Raw genomic sequence first — 12,599 nt, forward strand, 5'->3', positions numbered from 1 at the left:
TAGGGAGGGTAGTCCGAGCCATCAATTACGAATTCCCTATCGCTATCATAGGCTAGAGCAATCGTTCATCCCGTATGCATCGGCGCTCCCAATCGTTTTTCGAGCTCCCGAGCTGCAAACAAAACGATGCCGCAAGCGGCAAAAAGCCGTCTCCTCCGAAGAAGAAACGGCGTTGCCGCGAAGCATATGGATGTTCGCTTCCTGCGTCACTCCGCTTTCCCTGTGTTCCGGCAGCAGCACCGTATCCGCTCAGGCATGGGAAAAGCGCTTGCGGTAAGCGCGCGGAGTCAGGCCTTCCACTTTAACAAAGCAGGACGTAAAGTAGGCCGCTTGGTTGAAGCCGACCTCTTCGGCCACCCGGGCGACCGGAAAGTCGGTCTGCAGCAGCAGCAGCTTGGCTTGCTCCAACCGGTACCGCAGCAAATACTCGAAGGGCGAGCAGCCGAACTCCCGCTGCATGCAGCGCGCGATATATACCGGGTGAAAATTGAGCGCCTCCCCCAAGCTCTGTGCAGTCACCGTTTGTTTGAAATGCTGGCGCAGGTAGGATGCCGCCTGATCCGCCACTTCCGCTCCGGGCGGGGGCGTTTCCGCTTGCAGCGAAGCGTTAAGCTGCTCCAGCACCTGCTGAAACAGCTGCTGATGCTTCCAGCGAGCCCAGTTGCGGTGCGACTCCTTCTCCAGCTCGCCGAGCTGCTGCATCGTCCGGTAGACGGACGTCGGCTTCAGCAGCTTGGTAAACTGGGGGAGCTGAATCGCGAAGGTTTGCATCGTGAAACTTTTTTCCTCTATCGAAACGGGCGGAAGCGTCGGCACTTCCTCCTCCGTCTCTCTCCACGCGCCCGTCGTGTTGAAATGAAGCCAATAATGCGCCGTATCCGTCGTGCACCCCTGCGGAGAATAATGATGCCGGTCAGGCCGGAGAATGATCGCATGGCCGGCCGTAACTTCGTAGTAAACGCCGCCTTCCATGATATAAATGCAGCCTTCCTGCACGACGAGCAGATCGAACACGCCGATGTTGCGCCGGTTCGGATGCTTGCGCCCGGGCGCAATGACGCAGAAGCCGCTGGCCAAATAGTGAGGCAGCGGCGGGGATGTAAATTCGAGAATTGGCATCGCTTTCACCTTCTTACCATACGAAGTCGGGTTTATAAATTGATATTTTTAGTTCGGATACTGATACATGATTTCAAGTATACGCTCTATAATGTGATATGGGAATACGGCATCAGGAGGATACGGAACATGAACGACGACAAAAAGTTTACGCTATGGGCGCTCGCCTGGCCCATTTTTATTGAAATGTTTTTGCAGTTTTTGCTGGGTACGGCGGACACGCTGATGGTCAGCCGCATATCAGACGGCGCCGTTGCCGTCGTGGGCATTTCCACGCAATTGTTTGCCGCCGTCACGATCTTGTTCATGACGGTCGCCAACGGGGCCGGCGTGCTGATCGCGCAGAAACTCGGAGCCCGTAAGCCGGAAGACGCTCGGACGGTAGCCATCATGGCCGTCAATATATCGGTCGTGATCGGGACTCTGCTCAGCCTCCTGCTCTATGTGTTTGCCCGCGATATCGCTGCGCTGTTGCAGGTCCCGGCCGCGCTGCTGCCGATGGCCGACACGTACATTTCCATCGTCGGCGGAGGCATGACGCTAGCCGCCGCCATGGCCGCTCTCAGCACGGCGATTCGCAATACGGGGAACACGCGCGGTCCGATGTATATCGCGATCGGGATGAACGTCATTCACGTCGTGCTGAACTACGCCTTTATTTACGGCGCCCTCGGCTTCCCGCAATGGGGGCTGGCCGGCGTGGCCGTCTCGACCCTTGTCAGCCGGCTGCTAGCCACGATCGTGCTCGCCTTCCTGTTTGTGCATTCGTTCGAGCGCAGGGTCGGCTGGAAAGATCTATTGCAGTTCGACCGCCCTTTGTTCCGCGAAACGATGCAGATCGGCTGGCCCATGGGCGTGCACTCGGCTTCGTGGGTATTCTCGCAGCTGATTCTGTTTTCGTTCATTGCGATGCTCGGAGCCAAGGAATTGGCGGCACGGACCTATATGAATACGATGGAGTCGTTTTGCTTCACGCTCGGGTATTCCGTCGCGATGGCTCTGCAAATTCAGATCGCTCATCTTTTCGGGGCCGGACGGGCACAGGACGCGTACCGCGCCGCTTATCGGGGAATGTGGACGGGACTTGCGGTCGTCATGACCAATGCGCTGCTGCTGTACGTATTCGGCAGCAAGGCACTATCTCTGTTCACCGTTGATGCGGAGATTGTGGCGCTCGGGGTTGCGCTGCTCGGTTTGAACCTGCTGCTGCAGCCGGGGAAAATGATCAATATGGCCATGGGCAGCGCCTTAACCGGAATCGGCGACACCCGTTTCATTATGATTACCGGAATGTTCTCGCTCTGGCTGCTCGCAACGCCGTTTTCCTACTTCCTCGGCATTCGGCTCGAGTGGGGCTTGGCCGGAATTTATACGTCGATGATCGCCGACGAATATTTACGCGGCTTTCTCGTTCTCCGCCGTTGGAAAAGCGGCAAAATGCTGAACCCGGCCGCAGCCTCGCCCGGGCATCAGACGACCGTCTCGGTACAAAGCTAGCGCGCACGGCAAAAGACCGTCCGATTCGTCATCATTCGGACGGTCTTTTGTTTAGCAAGAAGCCCAGAGATAAAGCAACCGCCTTGCGAACCACCGGTCAATCCGGCTTCGGTCCGCTGCCGGACGGCTTGTCCAGGTTGGCCCGCCTTCTTTTCTTGAGAGCGGCATGACCTCCCAGCAAGGCGGCGGGAATGACGGCCACGAAGCCGATGAGATGATACCATAACGGAACCTCGGCGTTGGCGAATGAATAATAAAAGCCGATCGCGGCTCCCACGACACCGATAATCGAAGCGTGAAAATAAGCGTCCCGCTTCGCCACCGAAGCCGATACATACCCGCCGAGCCCCGTACAGAACAAGCCGACAAGCAGGTATATCGCCAAAATCGGCGTATCCGCGTACACCTTTGAAATCTCGCTCGGACTGATCTGATTGGACGTGATGTAGATCGTGCCGATCAATAGCGAAGAGACGAACGAAGTGACCTGATCCACCAAAATGCCGGCCAGCACGCCGCCGAAATGTACGTTTTTCTTTTCCATGATTTCAGTAGGTCTCCTATAGTGATGTAGTGCGACTTCTTTTACTGGCGCTGCTCCTATGCCTCCTACGTTCCAACTATACCATACTCCAATCCGGATCGACAGCGCCCGGTCCCGAACCCGCATCCATCGGCTAATGATGCTGAAGTGCAAATTTCCCGAATAATCCGGCAAAGAAAAAGACAAGCAAGGCTGTTATGATAACGTTAAGTAAAGGAGCGATGTCTATGGAAAAACGGATGGAACCCGATGTTCCGGAAAACGCCGGAATGAAGAGCCCAATTCGCGGAAAACGTTTGACAAGGAGAATGCTGCTTGCCTCCATTGGAATGGCGGGCGCGGCGCTTGCTTGCGGAACCGTACTCCGGCCAAGCGTAAGCGGTGCCGGGGCTGGCGCCAACGTTTTCGAAAGCGTTTACACGAATCCTCCCGCGGATTCCCCGCCGCAAGAAGGCGCTGCTTATCCGCCGCAAGTCGACTTCGTCCGGCTGCTTCGGGAGCATAACGAAACGGCGGTCACACTTTACGCGAAGGTTTCCGGAAACCGCGCCCTGGAAGTGCTCATTCCGTTTAAGGGAAAGCGGTGCGCCCATTACGCGTTCGCCAAAGATCCGAATGACGATTTCATGAAACTGATGAACGGGGCCGTATCGGTCATGATCCCGGTAAATCCCCCTTCCGGCGCAGTCCATGCGAGCAAGCAATTTGACGTGCTGCATTCCTGGAGCAACAAGGAATTTGCCTTCTCTGTTACGCCGGCGGGCTCCGGCCTCCCATCGCAGTGGCTGCCCGAGCATGTCAATGTCGGCACCGTCTACGCCGTTGCCCAGCGCATCTATTTCGATGATACGGAGATTGCCGATTGGACTCCGGAGACGTCCTTCCGACCCGTCAAATCGGTAAAAATCGTACAGCGGATGCTCGGCAGACACCCCTCTGATCCCGGCAATCCGCTTGCCGAGATCAATTGCGTGCATACGGCTTCGGCAAGCGGCGTATCGGTCAAATCGAAGGTCAAATGGCTTCGTCCGGTTACGATTTCAACCGGCTACGGCATGATGTTCCCCGTGCCCGGTTCGTTCGCGGCCAAGCTTCTCACCGGCTGCGGGAGGTCATATAATGCCGTCGCTACAGATGGCAGCATAACAGACCTGACGGAAAACGACCAATCGTCGAGCTATGCCTACGTGCATAATAGCGCCGGAACGAACGGAGAGCCTGATACGATGGTCGCCCTGACGATTCACGACATCGCCAAAACGTTCAGGCAGGGCATGCCGGGACGCAGAGCCGCCGGCTCAATCGTTTGGCTGCAGCACCGCGACGCGGGCATGCAGAAGCTGTATCCGCAAGTATTCGATCGTTATGCCGCCGCCGCAGGAGAAACCTACGAAGCGGGCGGCACTTACTTCATCGGGGAGCTTCCGCTGGCGGACCGCTTCTTCGGCTGAATCAGCTGTTTTGGCAAAGCCCTAATATCTGATCCTTAACATTTACATTACTCAATCCCCCGTGATAACAAACCACAGATGCAATGTCGAGGTCTAAATACTTTTTTAAAGAGAGACGGGCTGCATTCATATCCGGTGTGGTCGGGACATGAATTCCCCCGAGCATCCCGTTTACACTGTACATCGAATCCCCGGCAACGAGAGTCTTGCTTTGCCTTAAATAAAGGCTGATATGACCGGGAGTATGCCCAGGAGTATGGATGACGCGAATCCCGCCGCAAAACGGCAGTTCCTGACCGTCAATCAAGGTATCGTCCACTCTGCCTTTCGGGGGATTCTCAAGGTGCCCGTCTTTTAAAAGCGGTATCTCCCCCTGGATATACGGCTTATCCAGTTCGTGCGCATAAACTCTAACATGATGACCGCACTCCTGCAAAATCTCAGGAAGACTGCCTATATGATCCACATCCTGATGCGTCAAAATCACAACTTTTAGTTTGTCGAACGATACTTCTACCTTTTCCATGGCCACGCGTAAATCTTCAATTTGCCCTGGGAATCCTGTGTCTATTAAAACAGCCATTTCTCGATCCCACAAAAGAATTGGGTGGATAATATTCCCATGAAAATCTAGATGAAGCATTTTTACTCCCTTTGAAATTTCCATCATATCGGGCCTCCGTAAAATTAAATTTTTACGCAAAATAATATTATTATGTAGGTTTAGTTGTTGTCAATATCTTCTCTATCAATCGATCAACATAACAGAACGGTTCTGCACAGCTATAGAAAAGAAGGCTGTCTCTCAAGTAGATCGCTCTACTTTTTGAGACAGCCCTTGTTTGGCCCATATGTTACACAATCGCGAAACCGCTCCAAGCGCTCTAGGCGCTCGCCCCTTCCGTGCTCCGCTTGCGGAACAAGCTGTCCACCGCCAGCACACGGTTCCCGCTGATCAACAGGTGCAGGGACATGGCGAACAGCGCAAGATCCAGCTCATACCCGCCGACAAATCCTTGCGGCAGCTTGACGGTCAGGATCGCGCCAAGCATAATGATCGAAAACAATGCGCCAAATACACGCACGCCAAGACCGAGAATCATGCAAATGCCGCCGATCAGTTCGATGCCGCCGACCGCATAGGCCAGAAAACCGGGCAAGCCGATGCTTTGAAAGAAGCCTGCGGCTTTTTCAATCCCCGATTGAAATTTTTGCAGCCCGTGCAAAAGAAAAGTCACGCCCAATACGATACGTACAATTAAAGCTCCCAATTCAGAAAACATTGTCATTTTACCTATTCCTCCTTGAATTAAATCTTAATTTCAGGCTGACTCAAGGACCGCTCCCTTTCGTCCGCCTTGCATCCGATCCGCATCACCTCCTAACTACCGGACACTACTTATTGTAGTGTCCGACCGCAAAAAAATGCGCCGGCCGGAAAAATAATCCGCCTGCGCAGCGGTTTTTTACTGCTCGATTAGAGGGTGGCGAAGAAAAACATCGCGCCAAGCAACAGCACCGCATGGAATGAAATCATGGTCAGCTTCAGCGGCAATTTGAACGGAATTTCGAATTTCGGGTCCAAAATTAACTGAATGCGGCAGTTGATCGAGTTGTCTGCGAACGAGACGTAGGAAAATACCATCGTTTCCGACTTTCTATGCTTCAGGAGCTTCAGCAAGGCGCTGCCGATCTCTACGGACGAGCCCAACTGTTCGATCGCATAGTTATCCGCGAGCACCTCGCGAACGGTCCGGTATTTCTGGTGCACCCACCGGAGCAGCGGGACGTATCCCATGACCGACGAGCAGAGGGACAGCACGAACGTTTTGAGCGGATCGCCGTGCTTCCGGTGATACATTTCATGATGGATGACCGCCTCCAGCTCCCTCGCATCCAGCAGCCGGATCAAGCCCGTCGACAAAACGACTTTCGGGTTCAGCAGGTTCATCGTAAACGCGCGCGGCTCATCGCACGCGACGACCAGAATCGGCTCGCCGCCGCTGCCATACTGCCCGTTCAATTCCGCCGTCATCCGTTCGTCCCGTTTGCTTTGCAAGCGCCGGAACGCGCGCCACGACGCCCATTGCTGCTGGACGATGAGTCCGACGGTCAGCAGCAAAGTGTAGAACACGACGATGTCGAAAGCGTACACCAACCCGTCCAGGCCGTAGGTGCTCGCCGTACTGGCACAAAATTGGATCAGGTTATGCTTGATATCCAAGCCGAACAGCAAATGCAGCGCATACGCGACAATTTGGGACATGATCAGGGCCGACAACCCAAGGCCCGTTAGGAATAGGGTCCTGGAACGTTTTTCCCACATAGGCTATCTTTCCTTTTTCAGAGCTTGAATTTTTTGCTCCAACTGCTCGAGAAGCGCTGGGTCCGCTTCTTCCAAGGCGTCCAGCATATGATTCACGACAAGCGGTCCGAATTCTTCAAGCAAATCGTTCGTCAGCTCTTTGGATTGGGTTTCGAGAAACTGCTCCAGCGATTGGGTAGGCTGGAATAAAGAAACGCGCCCTTCCGCTCTTTTGCGCAGCACGCCCTTGTCCACCAGTCGGTTCATGACCGTCATTACCGTATTGAAATTGATTGCCTGCTCCTTGGCCAGCCTCGCCTGAACATCTTTGATCGCCATCTCCGGACCGTTCCACAGGATATGCATGATTTTCGCTTCCAGAGGTCCGAAAAAGCGGTTTAATCCGCTTTCGTTCGTTTTGAATGAATGTATTTTCATGAAAGCACCTCACACTACCTATTGTAATGTTCGCAAAAGGCACCGTCAAGCTTACAGTCCGTTCCAGCAAAAAAGCACGGCAGCGGGCTCATACGCCTCTGCGCCGTGCTTTTTCCTTCAAAGTTACAAATACTCGCGCAGCCAAGGAAGCTGCGATTCGATCTCGCTTCGAACCTCGTCCGGATCGCCTAGCTCAAGCACCGCTTCCGCCAGCTTGCCCATCTCGCTCCGGTCCAGCTTCGCGAGGAGCGCCCGCGTACGCGCCACGTGGACGCCGCTCATGCTGAACTCGTGCAGACCCATGCCCAGCAGAATCGGAACCGCGTGCGGCTGCCCTGCCATTTCCCCGCACATGCCGACCCATTTGCCTTCCCGCGCCGCCGCGCGGATGACCTGATCGATCAGACGCAGCACCGCAGGCTGAAGCGGATCGTTCAACTGCGCCAGCTTCGGATTCATCCGGTCGGCCGCCATCGTATACTGCACGAGATCGTTCGTCCCGATGCTGAAGAAATCGACCTCTTTGGCCAACCGGTCCGCCATCAGCGCCGCTCCCGGCACTTCGATCATGATGCCCGTCTCCAGATCGTCCCGGAACGCCCGGCCTTCGGCCCGCAGCTCCGCCTTGGCTTCCTCCAGAATGGCCTTGGCACGTCTCCACTCGCGGAGCGAAGCGATCATTGGGAACATGATCTTGACGTTGGCCTCCGCGCTGGCCCGCAAAATGGCGCGAAGCTGCGTCTTGAACAGCTCCGGCCGGTCCAGGCAAATGCGGATCGCCCGGTAGCCGAGGAACGGGTTCTCTTCCTTCGGCAGCTCCAGCAGCGGCAGCTCCTTGTCTCCGCCGATATCCATCGTGCGGATCACGATCGGCGCCCCCGGTCCGAAGGCCCGGGCCGCCGCCGCATAAGCTTCGTACTGCTCGTCCTCCGTCGGCAGCGAGTCGCGGCCCATGTATAGAAACTCCGTGCGGAACAGCCCTACGCCCTCGGCCCCGCCGCGCGCGGCCGCTTCCGCATCGGCCGGCGAGCCGATGTTGGCAGCTAGTTCTACGCTTGCTCCGTCCAGCGTCACGGACGGGCGGTCTACAAATGCACGGTACCGCTCGGCCAACGCCTGCTGTTCGCTTGCTTTTTGGCGGTAGGCGGCAAGCTGCTCCTCTGTCGGAGCGACGAGCACGACGCCTTCGCGGCCGTCGATGACGAGCCGCTGGCCGTCCTGCACTTGGAACAGGCTCTCGCCCAAGCCGATGATCGCCGGAATGCCCAGCGAGCGGGCCAGTATGGCGGAATGCGACGTCTTGCCGCCGGAAGCGGTGACAAAGCCCGCCGTCGATTTCGGGTCAAGCTGAGCCGTCTGCGAAGGCGTCAGCTCATCCGCGATCAGAATGAAGGGCTCTTCCGTCAAGCTCGCGTCCACAGACTCAACAGCATGGAGCAGCTTGCGGATCACACGGCGTGTCACGTCGCGGATATCCGCAGCTCTCTCCCGCAAATATTCGTCGTCCAGGCTTTCCAGCAGCGAGACGGTCTCCTGCATCGCTTCGTCCAGCGCCGCTTCCGCCCGGATAAGTTCCTCGCGGATGATCGTCTGAGCTTTGCCAATCAGCTCTTCATCCTGAAGAAACAGCCGGTGGCCTTCGAAAATTTCCGCTTCGTGCTCCCGGCCCCGATCCGTCAAGTCCCGGCCGATCTCCTGCAGCTCCTCGTCCGCCCGGCGGATCGCCTCGGCCAACCGTTCAAGCTCGGCATCCATCTCTTCCGCCCGGATCGGAAACCGTTCCGGGCGCTGCTCCTCACGCATCACTTTCGCGACGCCGATCGCAATCCCCGGCGCCGCGGCAACTCCCTGCAGCCGCACGGTTACCCCTCCTTCCGGGCCGGCGCTTCGGAATATTCGGCCAGAATGCGGCCGATCTCCTCCTGCGCCGCTTCTTCCTGCTCCCCCTCGGTAATGAGCGTGACCGTGTCTCCATGCTTGGCGCCGATGGTGAGCACGTTTACCAGGCTTTTTGCGCTGACGCGCTTACCCGATTTTTCCAAAAAGATGTTGCATTCCTTATAGCGTCCGGCCGCCTCCACAATTTTTTTGGCGGGACGTACGTGAAGTCCCAACAGATTTTGAACAATATAGTCGTTTTGCATCGCTCTGCACTCCTTTGTTCCGTATAGTTTATATTTCTCTATCTGAATGGTTGCCCACAGCAGGCAAATTTACATGATCTTCTTAATCTCGTCTTTCAACTGCTCGGATTGCGGTCCGAAAATAACCTGTACCGCGCCTTGACCAAGCCTCATGACGCCGGAGGCACCCAGGCCCTTCAGCGCTTTGTCGTCAACCGCCGCTTCGTCCTTCACGACCAGCCGCAGCCGGGTAATGCAAGCGTCCAATCCTACGATATTGTCGGCGCCGCCGATGGAAGCCAGGACTTGGCCCGCCTTTTGAGAGACCGGCGTTTTGCCCGCAGGCGCCGCCGTTTCTACGGCAGCAGCCTCGACGATGTCGTCGTCCTCCCGGCCGGGCGTCTTCAGATTCAGCTTCACGATCAAGATGCGGAACATGAAGTAATAGACGACCGCGAACGCAAGACCGATCGGAATAATCAAGAGCGGCTTCGTTGCCAACGGATAGTTAAGGGCATAGTCGATGAAGCCCGCCGAAAACCCGAAGCCATGCTTAATGCCAAGCGCATACGTGACATAACCGGCTACCCCGGACAGTACGGCGTGAACGGCATACAAAGCGGGAGCGAGGAACATGAAGGCAAATTCCAACGGCTCCGTAATTCCGGTCAGGAACGAGGCGAATGCCGTTCCGAACAACATGGACGCCACGATTTTGCGCTTTTCCGGCTTCGCCGTATGCACCATTGCGAGCGCAGCAGCCGGGAGCGCGAACATCATCATCGGGAAGAACCCGGTCATGAACATCCCCGCCGACTTGTCACCTTTGAAGAAGCGGTACAAGTCCCCGTGAATCACTTGCCCGGTCGCATCCGTAAAGTCGCCGATCTGGAACCAGGCGATCGAGTTCAGTACGTGATGCAGACCGAACGGCAGGAGCAGCCGGTTGCCGACCATGAACCCCGCGGCCCCGAAGCCGCCCAAGCCGACGATGAAGCGGCCGAGTTCGTCCAGCGCATGCTGAATCGGCCCCCAGATAATCCCGAACACGATCCCGATCAGCACCATTGCAAGCGAGGTAATGATCGGCACAAACCGCTTGCCGCTGAAAAAGCCTAACCAATCGGGCAGCTTGATATTATGGTATTTTTTATAAAAGTAAGACGCCAATGCCCCTGCGAGAATGCCGCCGAGCACGCCCATGTTCAGCTTCACGTCTTTATCGACAAGAGCCGGGAAAGCCGCGGGAATTTTAGATAATACGTTGGTCAATACCAAGTAAGCGATTACAGCAGCCAACGACGCGACCGCGTCTCCGATGAAAGCAATCGCGATGCCGACCGCGAAAATCAGCGGCAGGTTATCGAATATGGCGGAGCCGCCGGCGTTCAGGAACGGCGCGATATACTGGTTCAAAAAGCCGCCGACGCTCTCCCCCATATGAAAGTCTTTGACGTAATCAATATTCCCGAACCGCATCAGGATAGCGGCCGCCGGAAGGACGGCGACGGGAAGCATCAGGGCTTTTCCGACTTTCTGCAAAGAAGCGAGCATACTCACTCAACCCTTTCGAAAAGTATATGTTATTTTTTTAAAACCGCACTCAGCAGTCCGGCGTCTCCCGCACGGACCGGCCCCAATCGGTATTCCACGGCCGACACGCTTTCTTCGCCGTTGGCGATGATAACCGGGGTAATCAGCGGGTAGCCCGCTTCCTTAATACGCTCGATATCGAATTCGATCAGCGTCTGGCCGGCCGTCACCTTGTCGCCCGTAGATACGTGGGACGTAAACCCTTCGCCGCGCAGCGCCACCGTGTTGATCCCGATATGAACCAAGAGCTGGACGCCCGACTCATGCTCCAGAATGAGCGCGTGATTCGTGTCGATCCGATGCGCGACCGTGCCGTCGAACGGAGCGACCAGCTTGCCTTCCGTCGGCTCGATGGCAACCCCTTCGCCCATATGCTTGCCCGCGAACGCTTCGTCGGGAACCTGTTCGAGCTCTACCGCCTTGCCCGTTATCGGAGATGCGATTTCCAGCCGATTCGTCTTCGACTTGTTCGATAGCCATTTTGAGAACATCTGTTAATTCCTCCCTTGTTGTGTTGACCGCTCTCCCGGATACGTTTGAAACAACCGGTACAAATGCATGACCATATAGCCGATCTCATCTTCGGGAACATCCGTCTCCAGCCGCTGCCCGATCAGAGAGCCAAGCTCGGCGGCCAGCCGGTATTCCTCGGGATATTGGGTTTTGAATTCGTTCATAAATGGGTTGCGAACGACTTTGCCTTGGGCAATTCGCTCGATCGCATGCCGCAAATGCGTGATAAGCCGGACATAATCCATACTGTCGCGCGGAACGGGGGCGCCCAGCTCGCTTTCCACCACCGCGACCGCTTCGTTCACCAGGTTGGAGAACTTCACCAGCTCTCCGACCGGAACGCTGGACACTGCCGAATGGACGTGAAAGGTCAGGAACCCGATTTCGTCCTCCGGAACTTCGATGCCGAACGCCTCGCTGATCATCGCCGCCGCGCTTCGCGCAATTTCGTACTCCTTGGGAAACCACAGCAGCGTTTCCTGCAGGAACGGATTGACGATATCCATCCCGTTCTTGAGCCGGTATACCGCGAATTGAATATGACTTGGAAGCGCAAAGTACACCTTGTTGTTCAGCGGCTCGGAAAATTGCCCGTTAATGCTGTCGATGATCTGCTCGGAGATTCGGATCACCTCAGGGTCGATTCCTTCCAGCAGTGTGTGATACTCGCTCATCTGATCGCGATTGTCCAGCCGAAATCGTTTTTCAATGCGGGGGTCTTGAGCCTCGATCGTCCCGCTTCCTTTGGAGGAAAATCCGATGCCCTTGCCCAGCAGCACGTACTCCTTCCCGGAATCCGAATCCAACACCATAAGCACATTATTGCTGATGACCCGCTCGATTCGAAGCAGACGATTCGCTTGCATAGCCTAACCCACCACCTTTCCTTACGTTCCGAGCTGACGGCAAACAAAAAAGAGCCAAAAAAAGACCTTTGATCTTAGTCTTTTCCTGGCTCATGCCCTTTTATCGGTAACACGCCAATTTGTATTCGGTTACAGTCTCATCATACCTAT

13 protein-coding genes are annotated in these 12,599 nt (G+C 55.9%); 2 read left to right on the plus strand and 11 right to left on the minus strand.

Going from position 1 to position 12,599, the window contains the following annotated elements; all coding sequences use genetic code 11:
• Positions 1-249: 249 nt before the first annotated feature.
• Complete coding sequence (locus tag NI000_RS03915) at positions 250-1,119, minus strand: helix-turn-helix transcriptional regulator (protein ID WP_253407908.1); 870 nt, start codon at positions 1,117-1,119, stop codon at positions 250-252.
• Between the two features lie 129 nt (positions 1,120-1,248).
• Here NI000_RS03915 and NI000_RS03920 point away from each other — a divergent pair, with 129 nt between their 5' ends.
• A complete protein-coding gene (locus NI000_RS03920; RefSeq protein WP_253407909.1) occupies positions 1,249-2,616 on the plus strand; it encodes an MATE family efflux transporter in 1,368 nt (455 codons plus the stop codon).
• Between the two features lie 97 nt (positions 2,617-2,713).
• On the opposite strand, the gene NI000_RS03925 is transcribed toward NI000_RS03920, so the two are convergent.
• Complete coding sequence (locus tag NI000_RS03925; protein ID WP_054974639.1) at positions 2,714-3,160, minus strand: hypothetical protein; 447 nt, start codon at positions 3,158-3,160, stop codon at positions 2,714-2,716.
• A 227-nt stretch (positions 3,161-3,387) separates the two neighbouring features.
• Between NI000_RS03925 and NI000_RS03930 the strand changes: the two genes are divergently transcribed.
• On the plus strand, positions 3,388-4,611 hold the full coding sequence (locus NI000_RS03930; RefSeq protein ID WP_253407910.1) for a hypothetical protein: 1,224 nt from the start codon (positions 3,388-3,390) through the stop codon (positions 4,609-4,611).
• A gap of 1 nt (position 4,612) precedes the next feature.
• Here NI000_RS03930 and NI000_RS03935 read toward each other — a convergent pair whose 3' ends face one another.
• The 9 genes from NI000_RS03935 to NI000_RS03975 form a co-directional block, all read right to left on the minus strand.
• On the minus strand, positions 4,613-5,278 hold the full coding sequence (locus NI000_RS03935) for an MBL fold metallo-hydrolase (RefSeq protein WP_253407912.1): 666 nt from the start codon (positions 5,276-5,278) through the stop codon (positions 4,613-4,615).
• A 217-nt stretch (positions 5,279-5,495) separates the two neighbouring features.
• Positions 5,496-5,900: a DoxX family protein gene (locus tag NI000_RS03940; RefSeq protein ID WP_253407914.1), complete on the minus strand. Its 405-nt coding sequence runs from the start codon at positions 5,898-5,900 to the stop codon at positions 5,496-5,498.
• A gap of 188 nt (positions 5,901-6,088) precedes the next feature.
• The gene (locus NI000_RS03945; RefSeq protein WP_253407916.1) at positions 6,089-6,877 is read right to left on the minus strand and encodes a M56 family metallopeptidase; all 789 of its coding nucleotides are present in this window, start codon (positions 6,875-6,877) and stop codon (positions 6,089-6,091) included.
• 63 nt (positions 6,878-6,940) lie between these two features.
• Positions 6,941-7,354: a BlaI/MecI/CopY family transcriptional regulator gene (locus NI000_RS03950; RefSeq protein ID WP_025849161.1), complete on the minus strand. Its 414-nt coding sequence runs from the start codon at positions 7,352-7,354 to the stop codon at positions 6,941-6,943.
• A 123-nt stretch (positions 7,355-7,477) separates the two neighbouring features.
• Positions 7,478-9,214 carry a phosphoenolpyruvate--protein phosphotransferase gene (gene ptsP / locus NI000_RS03955; RefSeq protein WP_253407918.1) on the minus strand — a complete coding sequence of 579 codons (1,737 nt, stop codon included), beginning with the start codon at positions 9,212-9,214 and terminating at the stop codon, positions 7,478-7,480.
• Positions 9,215-9,216: 2 nt separating this feature from the next.
• Positions 9,217-9,498, minus strand: coding sequence for an HPr family phosphocarrier protein (locus NI000_RS03960; RefSeq protein ID WP_010492478.1), 282 nt, complete (start codon positions 9,496-9,498; stop codon positions 9,217-9,219).
• A gap of 69 nt (positions 9,499-9,567) precedes the next feature.
• The gene (locus tag NI000_RS03965) at positions 9,568-11,031 is read right to left on the minus strand and encodes a PTS transporter subunit EIIC (RefSeq protein WP_253407920.1); all 1,464 of its coding nucleotides are present in this window, start codon (positions 11,029-11,031) and stop codon (positions 9,568-9,570) included.
• Between the two features lie 29 nt (positions 11,032-11,060).
• Complete coding sequence (locus NI000_RS03970; RefSeq protein WP_253407922.1) at positions 11,061-11,561, minus strand: PTS sugar transporter subunit IIA; 501 nt, start codon at positions 11,559-11,561, stop codon at positions 11,061-11,063.
• A gap of 3 nt (positions 11,562-11,564) precedes the next feature.
• On the minus strand, positions 11,565-12,449 hold the full coding sequence (locus tag NI000_RS03975; RefSeq protein ID WP_253407924.1) for a BglG family transcription antiterminator: 885 nt from the start codon (positions 12,447-12,449) through the stop codon (positions 11,565-11,567).
• Positions 12,450-12,599: the final 150 nt, after the last annotated feature.

This window comes from Paenibacillus tyrphae (assembly GCF_024158745.1).
Lineage (GTDB): Bacteria > Bacillota > Bacilli > Paenibacillales > NBRC-103111 > Paenibacillus_G > Paenibacillus_G tyrfis_A.

Bases quoted from the DNA above. Each gene is read 5' to 3' on its own strand.
- NI000_RS03920 (WP_253407909.1), top strand. From the start codon at position 1,249: ATGAACGACGACAAAAAGTTTACGCTATGGGCGCTCGCCTGGCCCATT.
- NI000_RS03940 (WP_253407914.1), bottom strand. From the start codon at position 5,900: ATGACAATGTTTTCTGAATTGGGAGCTTTAATTGTACGTATCGTATTG.
- NI000_RS03975 (WP_253407924.1), bottom strand. From the start codon at position 12,449: ATGCAAGCGAATCGTCTGCTTCGAATCGAGCGGGTCATCAGCAATAAT.
- NI000_RS03970 (WP_253407922.1), bottom strand. From the start codon at position 11,561: ATGTTCTCAAAATGGCTATCGAACAAGTCGAAGACGAATCGGCTGGAA.
- NI000_RS03965 (WP_253407920.1), bottom strand. From the start codon at position 11,031: ATGCTCGCTTCTTTGCAGAAAGTCGGAAAAGCCCTGATGCTTCCCGTC.
- NI000_RS03935 (WP_253407912.1), bottom strand. From the start codon at position 5,278: ATGGAAATTTCAAAGGGAGTAAAAATGCTTCATCTAGATTTTCATGGG.
- NI000_RS03930 (WP_253407910.1), top strand. From the start codon at position 3,388: ATGGAAAAACGGATGGAACCCGATGTTCCGGAAAACGCCGGAATGAAG.
- NI000_RS03915 (WP_253407908.1), bottom strand. From the start codon at position 1,119: ATGCCAATTCTCGAATTTACATCCCCGCCGCTGCCTCACTATTTGGCC.
- NI000_RS03950 (WP_025849161.1), bottom strand. From the start codon at position 7,354: ATGAAAATACATTCATTCAAAACGAACGAAAGCGGATTAAACCGCTTT.
- NI000_RS03960 (WP_010492478.1), bottom strand. From the start codon at position 9,498: ATGCAAAACGACTATATTGTTCAAAATCTGTTGGGACTTCACGTACGT.
- NI000_RS03925 (WP_054974639.1), bottom strand. From the start codon at position 3,160: ATGGAAAAGAAAAACGTACATTTCGGCGGCGTGCTGGCCGGCATTTTG.
- NI000_RS03945 (WP_253407916.1), bottom strand. From the start codon at position 6,877: ATGTCCCAAATTGTCGCGTATGCGCTGCATTTGCTGTTCGGCTTGGAT.